The following is a 24,994-nucleotide window of genomic DNA, read 5'->3' on the forward strand; positions in this document are numbered from 1 at the left end:
AAGTGTATGGTCCATACACTTCTTTCTTTATGGAGTGATGGATACGGGAGTCCCGATTGGTACGATGCTTGAGAGCTCTTCCACGTCTTTGTTGTACATCCGGATGCATCCTTTGGACACGGCATTTCCTATGGAGGCGGGGTTATTCGTTCCGTGGATCCCATAGCTTTCTTTGGATAAACTCATCCACATCGTGCCAAAGGGTCCCCCGGGATTCGGAGCTTTATTGATGATGATGAAATCCCCGATGGGCGTTTCGAAAAGGACCCTTCCGACAGCGATGGGATACTGTTTCATCTGAACACCATCCTTGAATAGTCGGAGGATACGGTTGTTAACAGAGACTTCTATACTGTAAGGATTGCCGGTCGTATCGGGGATACCGGGAATGGTGATCGTCTGTCCGGGATAAAGTTGATCCGGATTAATACCCGGATTAGCAGTAATGATGGCAGAAAGGGGAGTCCTGTAATCCCTTGATATCTGGCCAAGCGTTTCTCCTGTTTTTACTGTATGAATCAACAGGGGTCACCTCCTGTTTCTTTTTCACTTCATTCTATGTGCAGGCAAGGAAATCAGTGAGAAACAAAAAAACGCCTGCATGTTGATGCAGACGCTTTGTGGACGTTATTGGGGCAGATTCTGCTGTGGGACTTGAGTATAGCTTTGAAGCATCAAGGTCATATCCTGATCATTCAGTTGAGGGACCTGATAATACCCATGTTTGTTTTGATAAAGATAGATTTCATAACTCATTTCAATAAAGTTCGGTACACTGTCCGCAACGACACGGCGCAGCACGGGATTGGTCATCTCGAGAGCCGTCATGGCAAGGAGAGTGGCCAGTGATTTCGTTTGTCCGAGCATATAGGCAGATAATCCTTTATCTGAAAGTTCCTGAACAGACTGATTTGGTTTTTTCGGTGCTCCAGGTTTAATGCCATAGGTGCTCGTATGATTCTGATTCATTTTGTACTGTTGTGTCGGGACTTGTGGATCGTGTCCAGTCGAAAAACTTCCGACAATCGTATTATACATCGTTGTGACAAAGGCAGTCTGACGTTTAACAATGTCTTTTAACTCTGGATCCTGTATGTGTTGATCGTACATTTGATACTGATCGAGCATGCTGATAATACCTGCGATTACTTCGTGGGCGTCAAACAACTCATGTCCACCATGGTTCTTATTTTGAGCATTCATCATATTAGGCGGCATGCCCGTACCAGGCGTCATATTCGGTTGCTGTTGATTTTGCATATTAATCCTCCTATAGATTGAATAGTATCGTTGTTAGAGTAACCTCATACAAGACATTTATTCTAAGAAAAGGTGTTAATACTTAAGAACTTGTCCGAATACAATGGAAGGAAGTCCATTCGAAGGTGGTCGAACATGAGTATCTTTATAAGCTATATTGTCTTGGGTTTATCCCTGTCAGCACCGATGGGTCCCATCAATGCAGCTCAGTTGGACAAGGGGATCCGTTTCGGGTTTTTCCATGCCTGGCTTGTCGGGGTCGGGGGAATGGTTGCAGACGGGATCTTTATGCTCCTGATCTATTTCGGAATCGCACAATTCATCGACGTCCCGATCATCAAACTTTTTTTGTGGATCTTTGGATTATTTATTCTGACGTATACGGGAATTGAAAGTCTTTTAAAGTCCGGAGACCTTACGGCTGAATCTGGAAAAGATCAAAGTGAAACCAAAGGAAAGGCATTTCGCACCGGATTTTTTATGGCGATATCCAATCCTATGAGCGTATTGTTTTGGCTCGGGATCTATGGTTCGATCCTTGCAAAGACGTCCCGCTCTTATGAATCGGGACAAATGCTGTTGTACAGCTTGGGGATTTTCCTTGGGATTACCATTTGGGATGTGACGATGGCAGGTGTCGCAACGGGGGCGAGGAAGCTGATAAGCCCCAGGATCCTCCGTTTGATTTCCATCATTTCCGGGCTCATTTTAATGGGATTCGGCATTTATTTCGGCGTGGAAGCCTGCAGGTTATTATTCGGCTAGACAGACACCCAGACGGTTCCTTCCTAATAGGATACATGAGTAATCCTAAGGAGGGGATCGGCAGCATGTTATTTTCAAAGAGTTGGATCGATCAACATATGGAAGAGCTTATCCCATGGCAGCAATCCGCATACCGTCAATTCTCAGCCATGATGAGTGATGAAGAGCATCCTTTTCCTTGCTTACCAGGGAAACAAGGGTTTCAGTCTGATACACTTCGTTTCGGTTTTACGGAGGACCCAAGAAGTGGGGAAGCTTCGGGGGAACTGGCCTCTTATTTAAAACAATACGGTGAGATTTCAAGGGATACGGGAAATTACGCTTCCCTGGTGGTGTTCTGTCATTCAGATAAGACAGGGGAAGACTTGTCGGTGGAAACATATGAGCATGTTTTTTGGGATCTGTTGAACCGAGTCCACCAATTGGACGACAAGCCCTGGCCGGATCACATCGGTAAGGATCCCCATGATCACACGTGGGAGTTCTGCTTTGATGGAGAGCCTTATTTCGCCTTCTGCGCAACATCGGCTCACAATGGCAGGAAAAGCCGTCATTTTCCTTACTTTTTATTGGCATTCCAACCCAGATGGGTTTTTAATGAAATTAATTCCTCTACGGCATTCGGCCAAAAATTAAAGAAAGTCATCAGAAAACGGCTCGTGGATTATGATGAAGCGCCTCCACATCAGAGCCTGAAATGGTATGGGCAGGAAGATAACTTTGAATGGCAGCAATATTATCTTCGTGATGATGATTCTTCTGTGAGCAAATGCCCATTTTCACATATGCATAAAAAGATTAAGAGTTAAAGGCTGCCTTTAACTCTTTTTTCTTTTGATAAACACCGCAGCGGCTATCAGCAGGATGAATCCGAGACTCACAAAGAACCCAACCTGGCTCACGTCATCGAAGAAGGTACCACTGATAGCGAATAATATAAGGAAAAGGGCAATCAGCGTCTGAATCAGATTCCAAGCTGTTTTGCTCATGAGTTTGAGGGAAGAGGCAAGGATAAAGATCCACGTATAAAGAAGCATCAGTCCCGCGGCCGTTGTGACGTACTCGAATAGTCTTTCCGGAAGGAGCATCGCAATCACAATCGACAGGGCAACGACCAAGGTGGTAAATCCGAAAGCAGGAAGTGGAATGCTCCAGTTCTCATTCTTCGCAAAGATCCTGGGCGCGTCCCCTTCTTCGGCGAGAGAGACAAGCATCGTCGTGACAGCGTACAGTGATGCGACCATCGTCGAGAAACCGGCAATAATGAGAATGGAGTTGAAGACATGTGGGACCCATGGAAGACCATATTGTTTCAGGGCTGTCAGAAACGGGCTTTCATTCGGATTGATTACTTCAGCCGGAACGATCTTCAAAACAAGATAGAAGGAAAGAACATAAAGGAAGGTTAACGTCATCAGCATGATGTTCCCGGACTTCGGGGCATCCTTTGGATCTTTTAGTTCTTTGGCCATCAGACCCATCACTTCGATTCCCCCGAATCCATAAAAGGCAAACAGAAGGGCAATCCATAACCCCTTTCCCTCGATGGGAAGTAAGGTGGAAATGGGATTTTGAAGCTCATGGCCTGATGTTCCGTCCCCGAGCCACCCAAACATGGCGGCACCCGCTACAAGGATGAACATGACGATTGCAGCGGCCTTCATCACTCCAAATAGATTCTCCATCTGCTCGACTTTCTTCACTCCCAACAGAATGATCAAAAGCCCAAGACCCGCGAAACCGGCAGTGAAAATCCAAAGGGGCACTCCCGGGGACCAAAACTGTGCAAACAGTGCGAGGGCGGTTAATTGGCTACCCATAATCAACATCTCAGCTGACCAATACACCCAGCCATTACTGAACCCGGCCCATGGACCGTATGCTTTTTTGGCATAGGTACGGAACGAACCTTTTTCAGGGTGTTCTGCCGTCAGTTTGGCAAGGTCCTGAAATACCATCCATGTCCCAATACCGGCAATTAAATAGGCAAGCAAAACAGAAGATCCTGCCCGCTGAATCGGAATGGCTGACCCAAGGAAATATCCCGTTCCGATAATGCAGCCCACCCCGATGAAGGAAAGCTGCCTCCACGAAAGATTCGTTTCATTCGCACATTTACTCATATCTCTTCACCTGACCTTTATCCCCCATAGTGTGACATTCCCTCGGATGAATTATGTGAATGGGACCGGAATGATTTTCAGGGCAACGGAGAAAGTAAGGAAAGAGGGATAATAGAGGAGGTTCTGCTGATGGTAAAGGTCAATGCGAATTGTTGGAGTGAACATGGAGAGTTGAAAACGGTATTGGTATGCTCGCCTTCAGTGTTAGATGTACCTGATCAACGAACGGCGGATTACGTCGGATGGGAGAAACCGGTTAATCAGGAGAAGGCGAAAGAGAATCACACAGAGATGATTCGTGCGATGGAGGACGCGGGTATGACGGTCATCGATTACTCCAAGTATCTTAAGGATGAAGCCAGGCAGTTAAATGACCAGCTTATCAATCGTGTCTTTGTACGGGATCTGGCATGTGTATATGGGAACACTGTGATCCCGGGTGATGCGGGAATAACCATGAGGGCCCCCGAATATATGCACAGTCACGAATTGTTCCAGAGCTGGTTTGATGAGAATACTTTTTCCATCAAAGACAATAACGGGATCAAGGCATTGGAGAATGGGGATGTATTCGTGCTCAATCGTGATGCTGTCTTCATCAATACCGGGCTCAGGTCCAGCATTGAAAGTGTAGAGATCATGAAGGAAAAAATCTTCCAGGCGGGCTTTACTGAAATAGGGATCATCGATTTACCCCGTACCGGTGAAACGATGCATTTGGATATGAACTGTAATGTAGCAGGGCCGGACCTCCTCATTGCCAAAAGCTATATGCGACTTTTCCCAGTCCAGGTCGTCAATGAAAAAAGTGAACAGTATGTGATGATGGAAGATTTCATCAAGCGGCAGGGCTTTGATGTTCTCTGGACCGATGATGTGAAACATACGGTGGCTGACATCAATTTTTTAAATCTGGATCCTGAAACCCTGTTGGTGAGTACAAAAGCCAATAAGAAAATATTGAAGGACCATCCGAAATTAAAAGCCAAAAAGCTGATTGAAGTGGACGTAAATGAACTTGAAAAAGGCGGGGGGGGACTCCGCTGCATGACCTTGCCGTTTGAACGTGGTGAGTGACCCCAGAGTATAAAAGAGGAGAAGGTATCCGACACCCTTCTCCTTTTTTATATGCATTTCAACATCATTTCCTGGGAAAAGATGTTGAATCTTGTTGTTTATCAGTGTATGGCTTAAACCATATGGATTTCCATGACGATGTGAACAATCAAGGAGGAGGACACTGAACTCCTCTCCACCAGACCTTGAATACGAGCTGGAAGGTTACATATTTTTAACAATAAAAATTATATAATAAAAAAAGCCGCCCAAAAAGGACGGCTTCTTATGATAAAAGATTGCTGGAATTAATAAACTCCGACAGCATCCCATGCTGCTTTAACGGAATTGTAAGTGGAACTTCCACTTCCGTACAGGTCAGCAGCTGATTGAAGAAGGGCTGCACGTGCATAACTGAAATTACTTGTTGGTGTTAAGTAGACAGTCAGGGCACGATAGTAGATTTTTTCTGCTTTGGCTTTACCGATACTTGAGATCGTGTTATAAGCCGCTTTATTCGGGATACCGGAGTTTGTATGAACACCACCGTTATCGGAAGAAGTGTTCACATAATTATTCATATGTTCCGGTTGTCCATATTTAGATGGGTTTGAAAGACTGCGAAGAGCATCTCCTGAGATACCAGGGGTGTAAACATCTTCACCCATTAAGTAATCGCCCGGATCTAAGAAGTATCCAAACACATCAGAGAATGATTCGTTCAGGGCTCCGGATTGATATTGATATTGTAATCCGGCAGTGCGTTCCGTCACGGCATGAGTCAGCTCGTGGGCCACGACATCAAGTGCACCAGAAAGAGATGTGAAAGTAGACCCATCCCCGTCACCATAGACCATTTGGGAACCATTCCAGAACGCATTATTGTAATTGTACCCATAGTGGACAGTGGAACGGATGGTTGCACCGTTATTGTCGAAACTATTGCGGTTATGTGTGTTTTTATAATAGTCATAGACTTTACCGGCATACGCATGGGCATCAACATCAGCCGCCTGCGAATAAGCAGTCCAGGAGTTATTGCTGTCAGTGGAATAGTACCCTGGAAGGCTTGATCCATTTTGAGCCGTAAAGGTCTCAATGACACCGTTCATTGGCTTCGTCACATCAAATAAGTAATAAGTTCCATTTGAAGAGTAAGTATTAAGAGTTTTATAGTCATCTAAAACCCCGTAACCGCTGCCTGTCGTTCCGGCGTCTGTTACGGCATTGAAAGAGTCGACAATCGATCCGTCTTTGGCATCCACATAGATCTGCCAGTTCGCTCCATAAGGCTCGATGAATTGAAGTTGCACTTTATAAGCGAGAGTGAACTTTCCATCCTTCTCATGAATCACGAGATCATTTTTTTCCGTTGTGTTTTCAACTTTACTGTCTTTTTTCGCATCAATGCTGAACTCGTTTTGAGCCCCTTTCAAGGTGTCGGCTTTTGATAGACCGATATGCTTCCATGCGAGATCCGTCGCTGATTTTTGATTGATCTTGGATTTTGTCTTGGTCACCTTTTTAGAAGCTTCTTTAAAAAGCTGACCCGTCGTAGCGGTCACTTCATTGTTTTTATTTGTATGGACAATGAAGATGGCTCCTTCAACAGGAACACCGTCCACTGATTGAGTGAATCGATAATGAGACATTCCAAGATCATCTGTCGTCTTTTCAAGTAATGTCAGTTCAGAATGTGGATCGATGGCAAATAGCTCTTTATTTTCCTTCAGGAACGCTTTCACGTCTTTGTCGTTCTTCACAATACCTTTTGATAGTTTCCCAGATAAGAAGCTCGGCCCTTTTTTATCTATGTTCATGACCTTTTGATGAATGTCCATTTTAGAAGTAATAGAATCTGAAGACTGGGCGAATGCGGATGCACCCGTAAAGGAGGCGCTGAATACAAGAGAAGTACCTAATGCTAAACTGACTAATTTCTTTTTCGACATAATTACAATTTCCCCTTTTGATCATAGATTTTGGAAATAGCTATTTCTTTTGGCCCCGGCGGCTAATTAGTAGTTTAGTAAAAAAAAGGAAGGTTGACAATGAAAAAAATGGTAATTATCAGTAAATTTGAAATATTTAGTGTTTGATAATGTCGATATAAAACAGATTAGAGGGGAATTTCTACCATTATCTATACCATTCGGTGAAAAATATTTTTCTAGGAATATTCCACTATTTTTTGTGCATAGGAGAATCAGACAAAAAATAGTTGAATTTGTTACAGTATTTGGTATAATTAATGTGAAATAATTCACAAACTTACACAAAAGAAATGAGTGGATATTGTGGAAAAGAAAATCGTCATAGCAGGTGGAACAGGCTTCATCGGCAAGTATCTTCAGAAGAAATTTCTCGAGAACGGCGATAACGTAATCATCATTTCAAGACAGTCTCCCCATCTTTCCTGGGACCGCCCCGATGAAATCGTTCAGTCATTAGAGGATGCGGATATGCTCATCAATCTTGCAGGGAAGTCAGTCGACTGTCGGTATAATGAAAAGAATAAAGCGGACATTTTCAAATCCAGGACGGACACGACGAACATATTGGGGAAGGCACTTCTACAATGTCAGAATCCACCTCCCTTATGGATCAATTCCAGTACGGCCACAATCTATCGCCATGCAGAGGACCGGCCGATGACGGAGGAAGAGGGCGATATCGGCACAGGCTTTTCCGTGGAAGTGGCAAAGGAATGGGAGAAAGTATTCTTCGCCTTTTCATTACCCGGGACGCGGCAGGCTGCTTTACGGATCGCGATCGTATTGGGGCCGGATGGAGGTGTGATGACACCTTACAAAAACCTGGTCAGGTTTGGTCTTGGAGGGGTCCAGGGACCGGGGACCCAGAAATTCAGCTGGATCCATGCGGAAGACCTGTACCGGATCATTCTTTTTTTGGAAAAAGAGAAGGGGTTAAGCGGAGTGTTCAACTGTGCCTCGCCGGATCCCGTCACGAATCGTGAATTCATGGCACAGCTAAGGAACGTGATGAATAAGAAGATAGGGCTCCCGACCCCAAAATGGATGCTTGAAGCAGGTGCGGTGTTCATTGGAACCGAAACCGAACTGGTCCTGAAAAGCAGATGGGTCATCCCGGAACGGTTGGAGAAAGCAGGATTCGTCTTTCAGTATGATACGATTGAGAAGGCACTGAAGCAGATCCTGGCGGAATGAAGATGAAAGGACTTGTCCCTCCGAGCGACATGTGAAAGGCAAGATTGTAGCGAAACTAAAATAATGTGAAAAAGGAGAGCCGATGTACCCGGCTCTCCTTTTTGTCTTATCAAACTTGGTTATGTCTTAAGTATTCAAGACTTTTCCGGACGCTGTCGATTGGTGGGATCTTGGAGTCGTCCTGTTCGACAATCCACCAGTCCACATCACTGTGCATTCCGAATTCCAGGATAGGTTCCAGTTCCACGCCACCCGATCCAAGTTCCGCGAAAAATCGTTCGCCGTCCGTTGTCATATCTTTTAAATGGACAAGGGGAGTCCGGCCCTGGTAACGCTTCAGCCACTCAACAGGCTTTTCCCCAGCATACGTCAACCAATAGATATCAAATTCAGCTTTAACCCAGTGGGGATTCGTTTCAGCCAGAATCGTTTCGAGCGCCGTTTTCCCGTTGGAAAGGGTCCTTAATTCGAAGTCATGGTGATGATAGCAGAGGGTGATACCCGCTTCAAAGCATTTGGCACCAATGGCGTTCAGGCCATCGATCAATCGGAAATAATCTTCCTCTGTCCGTTCTTCAGGGGGTAAATACGGGCACACGATGTAAGTACTGCCAAGCTCTAGCTGATCCTCGATCACGTGATCCACATTGCTCCTTAGTTCGGATAAAGAAATATGACTGGACACGGCACGGAGATTCAGCTTGTCCAGTAAACCTTTCAGCTCCTTGACGGATAAACCTCCGTAACCAGCAAGTTCTACCCCTTCATAGCCTAAATCAGCCACTTTTTGAAGAGTACCGATGTAATCTTTTTCCGCCTCGTTTCGTAATGTATACATCTGGAGGGCAACAGGGATTTCTTTCATACGCTCACTCCTATCCTTTGGTCATGTTCGCGTTGATTTGAGAAAGAACGCTCTTATATACTTCTAATTCCTCTTCTGAAATACCTTTAAGAATCGTATCTTCATACAATTTCTCTATAAAAGGGGAAAGCTCTTCCTTCGCTTTCATTCCCTTTTCTGTGATGAAAATAAGAAAAGATCGTCTGTCTTCTGCGTTTTTCTGTTTGTAAATCAGTTCTTTCCTTTCCAGAATATCCAATATTCTGGTTACGGTCGGCTGATCCTTTTCTGACCTCATGGCAAGCTGTTTTTGACTGATTCCATCCTGTTCCGCAAGTCTCTTCAGAACGGTCCACTGCTCAGGTGTCACATCGAAATCTTTCAGATGGAGGGTGAGGAATCGGATGATATTTTTGACTGTGTGGCTCGTATATAAGCCGATGGTTTCATCTCGGGACATGGTCACTGGTTTCACCTTCTACGTGAGTTTCTTCCCTTTATCATACATGAAAACCGGAAGAAATTGAATTAATTGTCACAACAACTATATTTACAAATATACATGTTGTAGATATAATTAGTATAACAACTAATTGCGCGAAGGAGAATGATAGTGGAGCATTCAACAAAACAAAACATCTGGACACGTCCATTTTTTATGGCGTTACTGAATAACTTTTTTCTCTTTTTGGTTTTTTACTCATTGTTGACCATCCTGCCTCTGTATGTGCTCGATGAGTTGCATGGAACAGAAGGACAGGCAGGACTTGCTACAACGGTTTTCTTACTATCGGCAATCATTGTCCGTCCCTTTTCGGGAAAAATCATTGAGCTGTTGGGAAAGAAAAAGACCCTCATCGTCAGTTTGTTGATGTTCGGGATATCCTCATTCATTTACTTTTGGGTAAATGATTTTTATTTTTTAATGGGGCTCCGTTTTTTCCATGGCATTTGGTTTAGTATCGGTTCAACGGTCATGGTGGCGATTGCGGCAGACATGATCCCGGCAAACAGGAAGGGGGAGGGACTTGGTTATTTTGCCATGTCGATGAACCTGGCAGTTGTAGTCGGACCATTTCTCTCCCTGGCCCTACTGCGATGGATTCCGTACACGACATTGTTTATGGGTCTTGCATGGATCATTGTCATTGGGTTCCTCTGTTCTTTTGGGATTCAGGTGACAGAGGAGGAAGTGGTGGAACAGGCAGCGAGCAGACGCCTGACCCTTAAGGATTTAATAGAAGTGAAGGCGATCCCGATTGCGTTGGTAGGGTTCCTGACCTCATTTGCTTATTCCGGGATCATGTCGTTTATCTCCGTTTATGCGAAGTCTGTCGGTCTATTCGAATCCGTCAGTTTATTCTTCGTCGTATTTGCCGCTGCGATGCTGCTGTCCCGGCCATATACAGGGCGACTATTTGACCGGTCGGGACCCAATGCGGTCATCTACCCGTCCCTGATCATTTTTGCCTTTGGACTGATTCTATTGAGCTTCACTCATTCCGTTCTTTTCTTATTGGTATCAGGAACGCTGATTGGACTCGGGTATGGTGCTTTGCTTCCAAGCTTCCAGACGATGTCGATACAGGCGGCTCCGAAGAGGAGAACAGGGCATGCGACGGCTACATTCTTCATTTTTTATGACCTGGGGATTGCGGTCGGGTCGTTTGTGCTGGGGCTTGTTTCCTCTCAGTTCGGATTTTCGGCTTTATATATCATCTGCAGTGGAGTGGTATTGGTCACAGTCGCGGCATATAAAATCGTGACGAAACGACGAACAATGGCCGTACATCAAGAGGAAGCATTGGAGTTATAAAATGAACAGGGGCTTACCTTTCTGAGGTGAGTCCCTTTTTGATGATCAGGGGTTAAAGTGAAGGTATGAACCTGAAAAGAATCGCACACTCTAATGGTACAGGGGAGGTGTAAGACCATGGCACAAGACGTACTATGTGAAGTAAGCAACTGCAGGTACAACAGTGAAGGAAAGAAGTGTTCTGCAGACCAGATATTCGTTGTCAGTCACAAAGGGAACAAAGCGCATAACAGCGAAGAAACGGACTGCAAAACATTCGAACCGGGTATGTAATAGGGAAGAAGGCAACCATAGGCGTGGTTGTCTTCTTTTTACATAGTATTGATAATAATTCTCAATGTTATACAAAAAAGCCCACAAAGAGTTGTGAGCTAACTTGCTTGTTCCGATAACGCAGTCGTTTTAAGCTGCCTGTACTTTGAATAGAAAAGTCCCGTCATCACAAGGGAGAGGCATCCGAATAAAACCGTCATGATCTGCAGCCCGACAAGATCTAAGAGGAGTCCGGTTAAAAGCAGGACAACTTGGAAGATCAGGCGGTCGAGCATATTCCGGAACGAAAAGAAGCGTCCGTGAAATTCTTTCGGAATCCGTGTTTGAAAAATGGTGGCGGCTGTCGGAAAGAAGCACCCTACAGAGAAGCCGAACACCGTGAAGGCAATGACCGACATGACGGGGCTTGTAGCAAAATATAAAAGCATTTGTGCAATCCCGATGACAAAGCTGAATGCGAACAGAATCTTATATGGAGATACGTTTTCACCGATTTTTTTCACTGCAAATGCGCCCGTCATAAAAGCGATTCCTTCCGCTGTATAAATCCATCCTTTAATGGCGGAACTGTCCTGAAGCTCACTGATGTTGATGACCATCAAGTTGAATCCGCCGATAAAAAGTAGCGGGATGAGTGTCATCACGAGGGTCATAAATACGATGGGAAGTCCTTTGATGACGGGGAACACTTCCTTGAATCCTGCTGCTTTTGGCTTGTTGCCTTGCGCTTTGACGTGTGACTCCTCGTTTTCGTCGATTGTCAGGAACAGGGTCATGACGAACAGGGCAAGATAAGCTACAAGAGAAAGAACATATAGCATCGATAACGAAATGATGACCAGCAGGATTCCCGCTAATGCCGTCCCGAGGATCCTTGAAAGGGTCGCCACATTCATGTGCACCCCGTTCATCTGCAGCAGTTCCTTCTCTTTCACCACCATCGGAATGGCAGCCTGAAGGGCAGGGAAATAAAAAGCGGCAGAGATTTGAATGCTGACTAAGAAGACGACCATCCATAGTACCGAGCCCGTATATATAGCGATGAGCATGAAAACGACACTGAGTGCCCGTGTGAATCCGGAGACGAGCATCACGGTTTTTTTATTTGCCTGATCCGTTATTTTGCCGGCTAGCGGACCAACAGCAAGGCCGGCCAGGAGCCCGGAAGCTAACAGGACAGACTTCAGGAAGTCAGAAGGCACCTTCTCCTGCATAAACTCCAGATTTCCGATGATTCCGAGCCATAATCCAAGCCCGGCAATGAATTCCCCGATCAATAATATCCACACATTCTTATTTTTCCACATAGTAGGTCCGTCCCTCGCAGTCGATTTATTTCGTTACTCTAAATATACTATGGCGTGGGTGGGAAGGGAATGGTTTTTTTGTTGGGGGAAGGCTGTGTGTATGTAGAATATAATGAACAGTAAAAAAACCAGAGCCAATGACTCCGGATTTGTATGGTTATATAAATCGATTTAAATATTCGCCAAATATTTTGTTCATCACTTTGGGTGTGTTTTCTATATAAACATTTATCTGTTCAATGTTTGATTCGAATGTATCAGAGTTACTTTCAACTGATGGAAAATCAGATATTCCTTTAATAATAATACATTCAACATCATTCTTCTTACAGATATACGCAATGGCACCCGCTTCTGTATCGGCTATTGTTATTTCGTTTTCTTTAAGTTCTAAATAGTCCTTCCACATAACGACTGCTTTATCAGCGGTGCCGATTGTCCCGGTATTAAAATCATTTACGTATTTGGACAGATCGATATCGACTATGAAGGATTGCTTAATAAAAGGCTCGATTTCTTTTACTGTGCAATCATATTGAACGGCTTTATCGGGTACAATAATATCCAAATTCCTGAACCTGTCATCTATTCCTGCACAGGTTCCAGCAACGATTATTTTCGTTAAATGAAATCTAGAAATCATATACTGATTACCACCGATACCATTTACCTTTCTTACACCGGTACTATAAAAAACAAGTTCAGTATCATTCATTGTTCTTATGAAATACTCCCCATAAGGATAAGCGAAACGTTCATCATCTTTTATGCTGAAATATTCCAATGTCGCTTCGTATTCCCACTTCGTTGCTATACTGATTCCTATCATCGACGTATCACCCTGTATATATGGTTATTTTTTATGTTACTCCCCCAAAGCGGAGCCCCTTACTAACAAGCGGGCTGTTATTCCTTTTCAATCCATTCCTGGGACCATTTTTCTATGTTCTTCATTAAGGGTTCTAACGAATACCCTTTCTTTGTTAATGAATATTCAATCCGCACGGGTGTTTCGGGATAGACGGTCCGTGTAACGATTCCTTCTTGTTCAAGATCCTTTAAACGCTCGGATAGAAGTCTGCCGCTGATGCCTATAGCGTCTTTGATGGTGCAGTTCCGTTGGGGGCCTGACAATAGTTGATAAATGATGAGTGCGGTCCATCGCTGACTTAAGATGCCAATTGCTTTTTCAAATCTTGGACATATTTCAGATTGGTTCATCTTCAATGCCTCCTTTAATCATGGAAATTCTATTTTGTAGTATACCATATAACCGGTAATAAGGTAATTTAATTACTTGACGGAAGATAGTTATTAAATTAAAATTAGTTACATAAAGTAACTTATAAAAAAGTCTAAACATAAATCGGAGGAGGAATCATAATGAACTTTCATAAAGAACCCCATACATTTGTTGGGGAAGTGAGCCTAATTGTACAAGATTTAAAACGATCTCTTTCTTTTTATAAGGATGTGATCGGGTTTAAAGTGCTGGAAGAATCAGATAAACGGGCTTCTTTAACGGTGGACGGTACTCATTCTCTGTTATCCATTGAAGAGCTTGAAGAAACATTTCCTAAAGAGCCGCGGACGACAGGGCTATATCATTTTGCTTTATTGCTGCCAAGTAGAGAAGATCTTGATAAGGTGCTGGCCCATCTTATCAAGCTGAATATACAGCTTGGTTCTTCGGATCACCTTGTGAGTGAAGCGTTATATTTATCCGATCCTGATGGAAATGGAATCGAGATTTACAGGGACCGTCCAGCATCCGAATGGACGTGGCATGGTGACCAAGTCGAGATGACCGTTGATCCCATCGATGCACGGGGGATATTAGCCGAGGCAGAAGGGGAAGCGTGGAACGGACTTCCAGCCGCTACAGTGATGGGGCACATCCATCTCCACGTGTCGGATTTGAAGTCAACGGAAGAGTTCTACGGGAAAGGTCTTGGCTTTAACGTGGTGAGCCGTTTCGGGAATCAGGCACTCTTCATTTCGACTGGAGGATACCATCATCACATAGGATTGAATACGTGGAATGGTGTAGGCGCACCGGCTCCTTCCGAAAACAGTGCAGGCCTCAACTGGTATACCCTCCACTTCCCGAATGAAGAAAAGCGAAAGAGCATCATTCATAGTCTCGAGTCCATCGGAGCCACAATCAAGGAACATGACGGTAAAATCCTCACCGTGGATCCATCCGGCAACCGCATCTATTTAAGCTTGTAAAAGGGAGGGACGGACCTCGGAAGACGGGGTCCGTCCCTCTAAGCAGTTTTTTTTGGTCCTGCAGATGTTAGTGGGATAATGTACGTACAGACTAATGGATATTCGGTTTGCGAAGGGGAGTGACATGGATGAAGTTGAGTGTATTGGATCAGTCTGTGATTGTGAGGGGAGGGGACGCAGGTACTGCGTTTCGGAATACAGTGGAGCTTGCACAGTTTACAGAGGAGTTAGGGTACACGCGAATCTGGGTGGCAGAACATCATAATACGAATGGTCTTGCAGGTTCCGCTCCCCAGGTACTGATTGCACATATTGCGTCCATGACAAATACGATCCGAGTAGGATCTGGTGGTGTCCTCCTTCCACAATACAGCCCGTACAAAATTGCGGAGGACTTCAAGGTATTGGAAACCCTGTTTCCCGAACGCATCGATCTTGGAATCGGCCGTTCCCCAGGGGGATCATATGAAACACGGATGGCTCTGACGGATGGGTTGAAGAAGAGTATGAATGAGTTTCCGGGGCAGGTGGAGGCACTTCAGAATTACTTGCATCTCTCACCTGAACAATCCGTGAAGGCTTATCCTGACGCAACCTCTCCTCCCCTTCCATGGATATTGGGCATCACACACCGTGGTGCCCGGGTGGCAGCTGAAAAAGGCACGGCTTTTACCTTTGGTCACTTCATCAATCCCGTCAATGGAAAACGGGCGATGGATTATTATCAATCCCACTTTCAGCCTTCAGCCTCATTAGCCCGACCATTGAGCAATGTGTGTATCTTTGTCGTGTGCGCTCCGACCGAGGAGGAAGCAGAAGAAATGGCTCTCACCCAAGACTTATGGTTATTGGCTGTAGAGAAAGGGATTGATACCGTAATTCCTTCCATCGAAGAAGCGAAGGCAAGAGTGCTGACACCGGAGGAAAAAGAAAGAGTGAAGGAAAACAGAAAAAGAGCGATAGTCGGAACCCCAAAAAAGGTGAAGGAAGAACTTCAGATGCTAAGTGAAGTGTATCAAACCGATGAATTTATGATCATCACCAACGTGTCGCAATTCAAAGACAAAGTAAGGTCTTATGAGTTGATCGCTGGGGCAATACTCTAATTCAAAGAAACCTGAGGGGCATAAAACCCCTGAAAATAATAAAGGGAACCTTTTGCGCTTTCACGCCAAGGTTCCCTTTCAATTTATATGAAATTAGTAATAAGAATATGGTGAATAACCATAATAAGGCGGCGGATATCCATACCCGTAACCATACCCATAACCCGGACTCAATAATGCTGCTCCTAATAATCCACCGGCAAGTCCTCCCACAAACGGACTGAAGCCGAATCCAAATCCTGGTCTTCCGAATCCGCCATAACCGAACCCTGGTCTCCCGAACCCTCCAAATCCCGGTCTTCCGAAGCCTACCCGTCCGATTGGTCGGCGGTAATCACTATAGTCTGCAAACGTTTCATGGCCTGCTTGAAAATTATTCATAGCATAAAACCTCCTCTCTATCTAGGTTATGAGTATTCGTTTTGAGTGGGATTGGTATAGGCGTTTACCCAGATAAAGAGATTTTATGAAAATGATTAAGATTATATATTCAAGTAGTCATTCCTGTAGAGCACTTGATCCGTTGCTCTACATTTCTTTAAAAAAGAATATGTATAGCAACTTTAAGTAGAGGATTCTTTGGTCTGCACTAAGGCAGAAATAATAGCTCCGATCGCCTGGATCCAACTGCCAACAACATTGAGGTTCCCGCTGTCCTTGTTATTTAACGTGAGGATACCTGATATAGCTTGAAGAGAGTTTCCGATGACCTGAAGCAGGTTCCCATAGATCGAATAAAGTTCTTCTAGTGTATGTTCTTCATCGAAAGAATCAGCGAGGGCAGATGCTCCCCCCAAAGCCTGCAGGAGATTCCCTTTGATATTAAGTTCCTGCTTGATGATGGTATTAAAATCAATGACGATGCCAGCAATGACGGTAACGTTCCCGATGGCTTGAATTTCATTTCCCACTTTCGTTAAGGAAAATTCCTCAATGGCATCTGCTTCAAGGGCATTCCCAGTAGCCTGAAGTTCATTTCCTACAAGATTGAATGACCTTAGCGTTTCCCTCGGAATCCTCTTAATGGGTGTACTCCCTATAGCAGCGATAACGGTCCCGATAGCCGCCACCCATGCACCGAATGTAGCTTTTTGCTCATTTCCCATAGTTGATCGCCTACTTTTTCGTTCTTAGATAGTGTATACATACCGGCGATTGTTTGTTCATTCCCACCATTTTGAAGAGGGGAAGGAATCTCCGTCCACAAGAAAGGTTTCCCCGATTTTAGGCGTTACAATGGGAACATTTCGTTCACTTCCGCTTTTTGTGACGCGTTCAATCGGATCTGTCCATTCATGGAAAGATAACGTGAAAGCCCCCCAATGAATGGGCAACAGCCATTTCCCTTTCACATCAAGATGGGCTTGGACGGTCTCTTCAGGGAGCATATGAATGGGTGCCCATCTGAGGTCATACTGTCCGCATTCCATCATGGTCAAATCGAAAGGACCGTACAGCTCGCCAATCTTTTTGAAATGAGGACTATACCCACTATCCCCACTGAAAAAGATATTGGAAGATGCCCCGCTGATACACCAGGAACACCATAACGAAGCGTTCCGGTCATTCAGGCTTCTTCCGGAGAAGTGCCGGGCAGGAGTACATGCGAATGTAAGGCCGGCCCATTCCTTTTCCTCCCACCAATCAAGCTCCACTATGTGATCAGAATGGATTCCCCAACGCTCCAAATGGCTACCCACCCCAAGGGGAACGAAGAACTGCGTCACTTTGTTGCGGAGCTTTCGAATCGTTCCGTAATCAAGATGATCATAATGATCATGGGAAAAAATCACAGCATCGATGGAAGGCAGTTCATCGAGTTGAAAGGGAAGCTCCCTGCTGTACCTTTTTCCCCCAATCCACGGAAATGGGGAGGGGGCACTGCCAAACATGGGGTCAAGAAGCAGTCTCTTCCCGTCCATTTCAAGCATCGAAGCAGAGTGTCCGAACCACGTAACATTGGCCCCAGGACGGGGGTGGGAAAAAGATGGGAAAGCGACTCTTGGAAGATCGACATCAGGTTTGCGGTTAGCATCTCGCTTTACGAGATCGCGGATCATGGAAACGGATGAAGAAAAGTTCGTTTCCAAAGAAGTCGGCGTCTGGTTTTGAAAGGATCCCTGTGAGTACTGAGGAGATGAATGAACCCGTTCACCAGCAGGTTTTTTACCAAATGCGGGGTAGTATTTTACAATCAGAAAGGCGGTCAATAGGATAGTGAATAGCAATATAAGTATAATGGTCATGGATAATCTCCTTTTAGCTATTACTATCGCAGATTCGTACGTTCCTGTCCAAACGCAAGGTTATCGTCATTCATGACGAGCCGATTCATCTTCGCAAGACGAAAAGACTAAGAGTACAATGAAGGTAAGAGAACAATGGTGAGGAGGAGAAACGATGAAAAAGATATTGATTGGAATCGGGCTCATACTCATAGTAGCTCTTGGGGCATTTTTCGGGCCGAAATTGTATGCAAGCCTGACCCAGAAATCGTTGGGCAGTGAAGCGGTGAAATCCGAGTCGATCGATGAAGACCATGAACTTGCCACCTTTGCGGGTGGGTGCTTCTGGTGCATGGAACCGCCCTTTGAAAAACTGGACGGCGTATACTCGGTCATTTCAGGATATACGGGCGGCGAAGAAAAAAATCCGACCTATGATGAAGTATCCTCCGAACAGACGGGACATGTGGAAGCGGTTCAAATTGAATACGATCCTGACGTCATCACCTATGAGCAATTACTGAAAGTCTTCTGGAGGCAGATCGATCCGACGGATGCCGGTGGACAATTCGTCGACCGTGGACCCCAGTACGTGAGCGGGATTTTTTATCATAGTGAAGAACAGATGAAGGCAGCTCAGAAATCAAAAAAGGAATTGGAAGCTTCAGGGCGTTTTGATGGAGAAATTGTAACGGAGATCCAGCCGGCCAAAACCTTTTACAAAGCCGAAGATTATCATCAGGATTATTATAAGAAAAATAAACTAAGCTATAAATTTTATAGAAGTAATTCTGGCAGGGATGATTTTCTGGATGAAGCATGGGGAGATGACCGCCATATCGAACTCGAGACCCATTCTCTTTATCCGTCTTATACGGATGATGAATTAAAAGAAAAATTGACGGATATCCAATACAAAGTCACTCAGGAAGATGCCACGGAGGAAGCGTACAAGAATGAATATTGGGACAACAAGGATGAAGGCATCTATGTAGACGTCGTCTCGGGTGAGCCTCTATTCAGCTCGAAGGATAAATACAAAAGTGGAACAGGGTGGCCGAGTTTCACAAAGCCCCTCGTGGAAGATAATATAGTGGAAGTGGAGGACCGGTCGTGGTTCACGGTACGGACGGAAGTCAGGAGTAAACACGCGGATTCCCACCTTGGTCATGTATTTGACGATGGCCCAAATCCTACAGGACTACGGTATTGCATGAATTCAGCGGCTCTCCGATTTGTGCCGAAGAATGAGTTGGAGGAAGAGGGGTACGGTGAGTTTGTGTCTCAGTTTTAGATTGAAAAGGGGGACGGACCTTCAATAAAGGTCCGTCCCCCATCATTCATCTGTCCAATTTCACGATTTCTGCATCCGGGTTGGGACGGTCGAGGATAAGGTCCCGCAGGATGTTGGCTCCAAGCATGCTGTATACGGTGCCGTTTCCGCCATAACCGAGCAGATAATAAATCCTGTCTTTTTCAGGATGTTTTCCGATGTAAGGAATGTTGTCCAGGGACTCCCCGAAGCTTGCCCCCCATGCATAGTCCATCTTGATCTTCAGGTCGGGAAACAGTTTCTGTACTTCTTTTTCAATCCGCTTTCCGCGTTTTTCGATTTTCTTCTCATTTTGAGGCGCTTCAGCAGGGTCTTCGTCCAATCCGCCGGCAATGATGCGATTGTCTACCGTGGTGCGCATATATAAATAAGGCCGCTTTGTCTCCCAGATGAGCGCTCTGTCATCCCATTGAGATAAATCTTCAATCGGTTCTGTCGCAATGGCATAAGATCTGTTGATGTCTGAGCCGACTTTCTTATTCAAGGGTGGCGTTTCATAGCCTGTTGCATGGATCAGGTGCGTTGCTTGAATGATCCCGTCAGGAGTATGGACATTTACACCTGTAGAATGTTCTTCTATGCTTGTTGCTTCGAGATTTTCAAAAATCGTTGTTTGCTTTCCTTCTTTTAAATAATCAAATATCCCATTCACGAATTTGTATGGATTCACTTCTGCGTCACCATGAGTGATCAATGCGCCGGCCTTTGAAAACGGCAAGCGGTCTTTCATTTCTTTACGAGACCAATATTCCACAGGGAAGCCGTGCTCATTCAAGGTTTTATATTCTTTCTTTAACTTTGGAACATGTCGGGATGTGCTTGCATAGTAAATGCTTTTCCTGCGGATGAAATCAGGAGAAACCGGTAAGTTCATCGCTACCTGTTCAAGATTCTCCACTGCTTCCAAACATAAGGAATAAAAGCGAACCGCCTTTTCTTCTCCGATCTGATCCATCAAATCATGAAGCATGACGTCATTGGAAAATTGAAGCAGCCCTGTATTGGCGGATGAACTGCCGGCAGCAAGCGTCCGTTTTTCAATGATGGCGACATTCAATCCTTCCTGGACGAGTGAATAGGCGCATAATGCCCCGGACATCCCGCCCCCAATGATGACTGCATCATACTTTCTATCAAAATCTTCTTTTCTATTTTTTAATGTCGTTGGCCAAAACAATTGACCATTGTGTAATTCCATCCTGGTGCCCCCATTGAGTAATGAATTTATTCCTATTCCATTCCCTTGAAGTGGGGAGATTAAAACATGTGAAATCAAAAAAAGGATGGGCATTCATTTGCCCATCCTGATGCGTTAAAATAATTCAGTATTCAATTCCACTTCGATATTTCCGTTTGTCGCTTTGGAATAAGGACATACACCATGTGCTTTTTCCACCAGTTGTTTGGCTTCATCCATTTCTACACCATTTACGGCAACTGAGAGGACAACGCCTAATTTAAATCCGCCATCTGTATCCTTCCCGATTGACACTTCAGCCGTTACATTGGATTGGATTTTTTTCTTCTCCTGGCGGGCCACTAAGTTAAGAGCGCTGTCGAAACAAGCCGCATATCCAGCTGCAAATAGTTGTTCAGGATTCGTTTCCCCGTCTGCCCCGGAACCTCCAAGAGCTTTTGGCATGCCCAAGGCAACATCCAATACTCCGTCACTGCTTGTTACTTTACCGTCACGGCCACCTTTAGCCGTTGCTTTTGCTGTGTATAATGCATTCATTTCTTTCACTCCTCTTTTTTAGTTGTGCACAATTTAACTTTGCAAAAATAACTATAAACGATTGCATTTAAGTTGTCAACAATTAAGTTGTGTGAAATTTAATTTGATAATTGATACTTTTTTTTGTATGATAATCACAATTAGTATGTTCAAGAAAGGAATCGACATGTATGAAGGATCCACTTTTATTGGAAAACCAGATCTGTTTTAAAATATATACAGCGGAGAGGGAGATCACGAAGCTTTACCGGAGTTTATTGGAGGAAATCGGAGTCACGTATCCTCAATATCTGGCTTTGCTCGTGTTATGGGAAGAAGAAACGATATCGGTAAAGGAACTTGGAAGGAAGTTGTTCCTGGACTCAGGAACCTTGACTCCCATGCTGAAAAGGATGGAAGCGAACGGACTGGTGGAGCGGAAGCGTTCGTCAGAGGATGAGAGAAGTGTCATCATCAGTCTGACGAATAAAGGACGGGGGATGAAGGAGAAAGCAGAATGCGTCCCGACCCGTTTATTGGAGAGGCTTGAGATGGATGGTGACGAGCTTTCGAAGTTGGATCAGACATTGACGACGATCCTCGATAAACTGCAAAATTAAGAAAGGAGGGTGACTACTGTCACCCTTATTTTAATGAGACCCGTTTTCCCCCTTCTCCCCCCGAAAAGCCAGCACCGAAGTCTTTAAAGAAGCATAATTCCCAATTGCCGCATAACCGTAAAAAAAGCCCATGAATATGCCCGTGACGGGATGGCCCCTGTGGCTGATGAAGATCGAGATGAAAAGCCCGAACAGGACGGCGATATTCGGTACCAGAAAAGCACGTGGTTTAAAGAAGACTTTGATCAGCTGGGTTAACAGGATGATGACGGGAATGGCAATGACGGCATCCCAGAAGTTTGTGTGAATGGTAGGGAAATCCATATAAAGCCTCCAATAAGGGTTTTGTTCATACTATTTCCTTATTGTGTGAGATTTAACAAAAAAAGATGACCCCTTAAGAGGGAGCATCTTTTTTAAATCGCGCGTTCCAGCGTTCTGCCTTCTCGAGTGCAGACGTGTCGTTCACGATCTCACCAGGTTTGACGCCTGCACCGATCAGATAGTCTGTGAACTCCATATGGACGAATTCAAAAATGTAATTGAATTGCTGTACAAGGGGAAGTCCTTTGATTTTGGCAGAGCTTCCTCCGGTAATCACCACGTACGCCTTTTTCTTCGTAAGCTCTTCTTTCAGGTTGAAGCGCTCGTCGCGCAAATACTGACTCCATCGGTCGAAGAAATTCTTCATCGGACCGCTCATCCCATACCAGTAAAGGGGAGTTGCAAATAATAATACATCATGCTCTTCCATCATCCGGACCAGCTTTTCATAATCATCCTCGACAGGGAGAAAACCACCTTCAGCGTGACGCAGGTCTTCAATCGGTTCGATATGAAGATCGGCAAGGGAGACGATGGTATGGTCGGTACCTTCGACGATTTTTTTCGCAAGATACTCGGAGTTTCCGTTCTTTCGTGTGCTTCCTAAAAGGGCCAGTACTTTCATAGATGAACACTCCTTTATACAATTCATTATATTGGGCTTCAACAGCCTTTAATGCCAATTTCATGTAATGGGATTCTTAATGGTTATGAGTATCTCATCCTTCCTGCAACCTCGGATGCTACCGTCTCCGGAACCCTTCCTCACGCAGATACAACGCTGCTTCATCATACCCTCCGAAGCTGTCCTCCAGGTTATCACCGGCATAGATATTCCAGCGGTCATCTTCTCCAATCAGCATGAGGGAGTGCCCTTCTGCATCTTTCCATAATTGTTCCACGGGAGGTGCGACTTCTTCTTCCGTTGCCAGGTGATCAATCGACGCACGAATGATCCCCCGCAGTTCATCTGCCGAAAAATCACGGATATTCACGAGTCCTTTTTTGGCTTCATAGTCAGGAAGACTGCCTGTGTAAACAAACCCGTTCCCGTTCGGGTGCAGGTGATAGACGACGGTCGTTTTTTCATAGAGACTGTCTTCAAAGTGGAAGTTCACCCGGTTCAGTGAAACGTCCTTGCGGGTAAGCTCGGGAAATTCTTCTATGAGAGCTAATTTATCTTCAAATGTCAGCAATGTGATTCCTCATTTCATTTTACGATTTTCCCATTATAACACAGTGCCCTATTTTCTATAGAGGATTACGGGTATAATGGGTATCAAAGAGGTGACCCCATTGAATGATTTTACTTCCTTAGGAATTCAACCTAAGTACGTTAATGCTTTAAAAGAACAATCCATAACAGAACCGACGCCGATTCAGAGCGAAACCATCCCTGTATTATTAAATGGTGAGGACGTGATTGGACAGGCGCAGACGGGTACGGGAAAAACGATGGCGTTTCTACTGCCCATGCTTGCGAAAATCGATCCTGAAAAAGATGAAATCCAGTCCCTTATCGTGACTCCGACGAGGGAGCTTGCGATTCAGGTAACCGCTGAATTGAATCAAATCCTTTCTTCTGTGGAAGATGATATACATGTATTAGCCGTGTACGGTGGTCAGGATGTGGAGAAACAGATTAAGCGGCTGAAGAACAAGGCGATTCATATCGTGATCGGTACACCGGGACGACTGCTTGATCATGTGCGCCGGGAGACAGTCGATCTTTCAAATGTGAGATTCCTGGTATTGGATGAAGCGGATCAGATGCTTCATATCGGCTTCTTCGATGAAGTGGAATCGATCATCCGCGAGACGCCGTTCACCCGCCAGACCGCCCTGTTTTCAGCGACGATGTCCAAGGATATCCGCAAGATCGGGAAGCGCTACATGAATCAGCCTCATAATGTGCAGATCCGTGAAAAAGAGAAGATTGTACAGGAAATTCAGCAGGAAATCGTGGAAACCACGGATCGAGAGAAGCTGGATGCCCTCAGTCAAACGATTCACGACGTCCAGCCGTTCCTTGGCATCATTTTCTGCCGGACGAAGAGGAGGGTCAGCAAGCTGCTTGGAGACCTGAAAGCGAGAGGATTTCTCGTCGATGAACTCCATGGTGACTTGTCCCAGGCGAAACGGGAAAATGTGATGAAGAAGTTCCGGGACGCGAAGCTCCAGCTTCTTATCGCAACGGATGTTGCTGCGCGTGGCCTTGACGTGGAGGGTGTGACCCATGTATTCAACTATGATATCCCTCAAGATGTGGAAAGTTACATCCATAGAATCGGACGCACGGGCCGTGCCGGGAAAGACGGGCTTGCCATCACCTTTGTTGCACTGAAGGATAAGCAGGACCTGGAAACGATCGAGAAAGGCATCGGACGTTCCTTGCCCCGCCGGGTGGTGGAGGTTGTTTCTACCAAAGAAACCGCCAATCGTATGAAAGGATCCAGTGAAAGTGCAAAGGATCGCCGGGAAAAAAATATACAAGCGAGTAAGGAGAGAAAAGCAAGGTCTCCTCGGGGTGGCAGAACCAGGACGGGCGATAAAGATGGTCCGTCACGCAGTCGAAGATCCAAGGGTGAAGACACGAATCCCCGCCGCGGCGGTGGTGAATCATCGGGTACCTCCCGTGGTAAGCGAAGCAGCTCAGCTGGAAGAAATAACAGTGGTAATCAACGAAATAGTGGCAGCAGATCCACCTCGAATCGAAGAGGACGCTAATCTCTAAGGCATGGTGACGAAAAAGTCATCATGCTTTTTTAAATAGTAATGATATCTGAATATTCACATAAATAGTCTGAA

Annotated in this window: 28 protein-coding genes; 11 read left to right on the forward strand and 17 right to left on the reverse strand. The window is 45.1% G+C overall.

The genetic code is table 11. The features are described 5' to 3' along the window. Window positions 1-27 precede the first annotated feature (27 nt). Window positions 28-522: a L,D-transpeptidase family protein gene (locus tag ATG71_RS07735; RefSeq protein ID WP_098439119.1), complete on the reverse strand. Its 495-nt coding sequence runs from the start codon at window positions 520-522 to the stop codon at window positions 28-30. Between the two features lie 105 nt (window positions 523-627). After that, a complete protein-coding gene (locus ATG71_RS07740; protein ID WP_098439120.1) occupies window positions 628-1,260 on the reverse strand; it encodes a spore coat protein in 633 nt (210 codons plus the stop codon). 135 nt (window positions 1,261-1,395) lie between these two features. Here ATG71_RS07740 and ATG71_RS07745 point away from each other — a divergent pair, with 135 nt between their 5' ends. Beyond that, window positions 1,396-2,025 (forward strand): LysE family transporter, encoded by a 630-nt coding sequence (locus ATG71_RS07745; protein ID WP_098439121.1) that lies wholly within the window; start codon window positions 1,396-1,398, stop codon window positions 2,023-2,025. 35 nt (window positions 2,026-2,060) lie between these two features. Further along, entirely contained in the window at window positions 2,061-2,834 is a 774-nt protein-coding gene (locus tag ATG71_RS07750) for a YqcI/YcgG family protein (RefSeq protein ID WP_286162948.1), read from the forward strand. Window positions 2,835-2,843: 9 nt separating this feature from the next. On the opposite strand, the gene ATG71_RS07755 is transcribed toward ATG71_RS07750, so the two are convergent. Further along, on the reverse strand, window positions 2,844-4,148 hold the full coding sequence (locus ATG71_RS07755) for an amino acid permease (RefSeq protein WP_098439123.1): 1,305 nt from the start codon (window positions 4,146-4,148) through the stop codon (window positions 2,844-2,846). A gap of 129 nt (window positions 4,149-4,277) precedes the next feature. On the opposite strand from ATG71_RS07755, the gene ATG71_RS07760 reads away from it, so the two are divergent. Continuing rightward, window positions 4,278-5,225 (forward strand): arginine deiminase family protein, encoded by a 948-nt coding sequence (locus tag ATG71_RS07760; protein WP_098439124.1) that lies wholly within the window; start codon window positions 4,278-4,280, stop codon window positions 5,223-5,225. A 287-nt stretch (window positions 5,226-5,512) separates the two neighbouring features. Here ATG71_RS07760 and ATG71_RS07765 read toward each other — a convergent pair whose 3' ends face one another. Further along, a complete protein-coding gene (locus tag ATG71_RS07765) occupies window positions 5,513-7,156 on the reverse strand; it encodes a M4 family metallopeptidase (protein WP_098439125.1) in 1,644 nt (547 codons plus the stop codon). Between the two features lie 345 nt (window positions 7,157-7,501). Between ATG71_RS07765 and ATG71_RS07770 the strand changes: the two genes are divergently transcribed. After that, window positions 7,502-8,392, forward strand: a complete 891-nt coding sequence (locus ATG71_RS07770) for a TIGR01777 family oxidoreductase (protein WP_098439126.1) — start codon at window positions 7,502-7,504, stop codon at window positions 8,390-8,392. A 109-nt stretch (window positions 8,393-8,501) separates the two neighbouring features. Here the strand turns inward: ATG71_RS07770 and ATG71_RS07775 are convergent, their stop codons facing one another. Then, entirely contained in the window at window positions 8,502-9,257 is a 756-nt protein-coding gene (locus ATG71_RS07775) for a sugar phosphate isomerase/epimerase family protein (RefSeq protein WP_098439127.1), read from the reverse strand. A gap of 10 nt (window positions 9,258-9,267) precedes the next feature. After that, window positions 9,268-9,696: a MarR family winged helix-turn-helix transcriptional regulator gene (locus ATG71_RS07780; protein ID WP_098439128.1), complete on the reverse strand. Its 429-nt coding sequence runs from the start codon at window positions 9,694-9,696 to the stop codon at window positions 9,268-9,270. A gap of 147 nt (window positions 9,697-9,843) precedes the next feature. On the opposite strand from ATG71_RS07780, the gene ATG71_RS07785 reads away from it, so the two are divergent. Further along, window positions 9,844-11,052, forward strand: a complete 1,209-nt coding sequence (locus ATG71_RS07785) for an MFS transporter (protein WP_286162949.1) — start codon at window positions 9,844-9,846, stop codon at window positions 11,050-11,052. A gap of 117 nt (window positions 11,053-11,169) precedes the next feature. Then, window positions 11,170-11,325: a DUF1540 domain-containing protein gene (locus ATG71_RS07790; RefSeq protein WP_079532121.1), complete on the forward strand. Its 156-nt coding sequence runs from the start codon at window positions 11,170-11,172 to the stop codon at window positions 11,323-11,325. Between the two features lie 98 nt (window positions 11,326-11,423). Here ATG71_RS07790 and ATG71_RS07795 read toward each other — a convergent pair whose 3' ends face one another. The 3 genes from ATG71_RS07795 to ATG71_RS07805 all read right to left on the reverse strand — a co-directional run bounded on the left by ATG71_RS07795 (window position 11,424) and on the right by ATG71_RS07805 (window position 13,853). Next, window positions 11,424-12,632, reverse strand: coding sequence for an MFS transporter (locus ATG71_RS07795; protein WP_098439129.1), 1,209 nt, complete (start codon window positions 12,630-12,632; stop codon window positions 11,424-11,426). A 157-nt stretch (window positions 12,633-12,789) separates the two neighbouring features. Further along, the gene (locus ATG71_RS07800) at window positions 12,790-13,461 is read right to left on the reverse strand and encodes a 5'-methylthioadenosine/S-adenosylhomocysteine nucleosidase family protein (RefSeq protein ID WP_098439130.1); all 672 of its coding nucleotides are present in this window, start codon (window positions 13,459-13,461) and stop codon (window positions 12,790-12,792) included. Between the two features lie 77 nt (window positions 13,462-13,538). After that, window positions 13,539-13,853: a winged helix-turn-helix transcriptional regulator gene (locus tag ATG71_RS07805; RefSeq protein WP_098439131.1), complete on the reverse strand. Its 315-nt coding sequence runs from the start codon at window positions 13,851-13,853 to the stop codon at window positions 13,539-13,541. Between the two features lie 162 nt (window positions 13,854-14,015). Here ATG71_RS07805 and ATG71_RS07810 point away from each other — a divergent pair, with 162 nt between their 5' ends. Both ATG71_RS07810 and ATG71_RS07815 read left to right on the forward strand, forming a co-directional pair. Next, window positions 14,016-14,864: a VOC family protein gene (locus ATG71_RS07810; protein WP_098439132.1), complete on the forward strand. Its 849-nt coding sequence runs from the start codon at window positions 14,016-14,018 to the stop codon at window positions 14,862-14,864. 128 nt (window positions 14,865-14,992) lie between these two features. Then, the gene (locus ATG71_RS07815; RefSeq protein ID WP_098439133.1) at window positions 14,993-15,970 is read left to right on the forward strand and encodes an LLM class flavin-dependent oxidoreductase; all 978 of its coding nucleotides are present in this window, start codon (window positions 14,993-14,995) and stop codon (window positions 15,968-15,970) included. 93 nt (window positions 15,971-16,063) lie between these two features. On the opposite strand, the gene ATG71_RS07820 is transcribed toward ATG71_RS07815, so the two are convergent. From ATG71_RS07820 to ATG71_RS07830, 3 genes are all read right to left on the reverse strand, one after another. Next, window positions 16,064-16,351 (reverse strand): spore coat protein, encoded by a 288-nt coding sequence (locus ATG71_RS07820; RefSeq protein WP_286162950.1) that lies wholly within the window; start codon window positions 16,349-16,351, stop codon window positions 16,064-16,066. Between the two features lie 182 nt (window positions 16,352-16,533). Further along, a complete protein-coding gene (locus ATG71_RS07825) occupies window positions 16,534-17,076 on the reverse strand; it encodes a DUF6944 family repetitive protein (protein ID WP_098439134.1) in 543 nt (180 codons plus the stop codon). Between the two features lie 57 nt (window positions 17,077-17,133). Continuing rightward, window positions 17,134-18,216 carry an MBL fold metallo-hydrolase gene (locus ATG71_RS07830; protein WP_098439135.1) on the reverse strand — a complete coding sequence of 361 codons (1,083 nt, stop codon included), beginning with the start codon at window positions 18,214-18,216 and terminating at the stop codon, window positions 17,134-17,136. A gap of 154 nt (window positions 18,217-18,370) precedes the next feature. Between ATG71_RS07830 and msrA the strand changes: the two genes are divergently transcribed. Beyond that, entirely contained in the window at window positions 18,371-19,489 is a 1,119-nt protein-coding gene (gene msrA, locus ATG71_RS07835; protein WP_098439136.1) for a peptide-methionine (S)-S-oxide reductase MsrA, read from the forward strand. Between the two features lie 46 nt (window positions 19,490-19,535). Here the strand turns inward: msrA and ATG71_RS07840 are convergent, their stop codons facing one another. Continuing rightward, window positions 19,536-20,726: an NAD(P)/FAD-dependent oxidoreductase gene (locus tag ATG71_RS07840; RefSeq protein ID WP_098441754.1), complete on the reverse strand. Its 1,191-nt coding sequence runs from the start codon at window positions 20,724-20,726 to the stop codon at window positions 19,536-19,538. A gap of 114 nt (window positions 20,727-20,840) precedes the next feature. After that, window positions 20,841-21,263, reverse strand: a complete 423-nt coding sequence (locus ATG71_RS07845) for an organic hydroperoxide resistance protein (RefSeq protein WP_098439137.1) — start codon at window positions 21,261-21,263, stop codon at window positions 20,841-20,843. Window positions 21,264-21,433: 170 nt separating this feature from the next. Here ATG71_RS07845 and ATG71_RS07850 point away from each other — a divergent pair, with 170 nt between their 5' ends. Further along, window positions 21,434-21,862, forward strand: coding sequence for a MarR family winged helix-turn-helix transcriptional regulator (locus ATG71_RS07850; protein ID WP_098439138.1), 429 nt, complete (start codon window positions 21,434-21,436; stop codon window positions 21,860-21,862). A gap of 30 nt (window positions 21,863-21,892) precedes the next feature. On the opposite strand, the gene ATG71_RS07855 is transcribed toward ATG71_RS07850, so the two are convergent. The 3 genes from ATG71_RS07855 to ATG71_RS07865 all read right to left on the reverse strand — a co-directional run bounded on the left by ATG71_RS07855 (window position 21,893) and on the right by ATG71_RS07865 (window position 23,382). Then, window positions 21,893-22,186: a hypothetical protein gene (locus tag ATG71_RS07855; protein WP_098439139.1), complete on the reverse strand. Its 294-nt coding sequence runs from the start codon at window positions 22,184-22,186 to the stop codon at window positions 21,893-21,895. Between the two features lie 73 nt (window positions 22,187-22,259). After that, window positions 22,260-22,811, reverse strand: coding sequence for a flavodoxin family protein (locus ATG71_RS07860; RefSeq protein WP_098439140.1), 552 nt, complete (start codon window positions 22,809-22,811; stop codon window positions 22,260-22,262). Between the two features lie 118 nt (window positions 22,812-22,929). Further along, entirely contained in the window at window positions 22,930-23,382 is a 453-nt protein-coding gene (locus ATG71_RS07865) for a hypothetical protein (RefSeq protein ID WP_098439141.1), read from the reverse strand. A gap of 91 nt (window positions 23,383-23,473) precedes the next feature. Here ATG71_RS07865 and ATG71_RS07870 point away from each other — a divergent pair, with 91 nt between their 5' ends. Continuing rightward, on the forward strand, window positions 23,474-24,913 hold the full coding sequence (locus ATG71_RS07870) for a DEAD/DEAH box helicase (RefSeq protein ID WP_142953515.1): 1,440 nt from the start codon (window positions 23,474-23,476) through the stop codon (window positions 24,911-24,913). Window positions 24,914-24,994: the final 81 nt, after the last annotated feature.

It is taken from the genome of Bacillus sp. es.034, from assembly GCF_002563655.1.
GTDB lineage: Bacteria > Bacillota > Bacilli > Bacillales > Bacillaceae_B > Rossellomorea.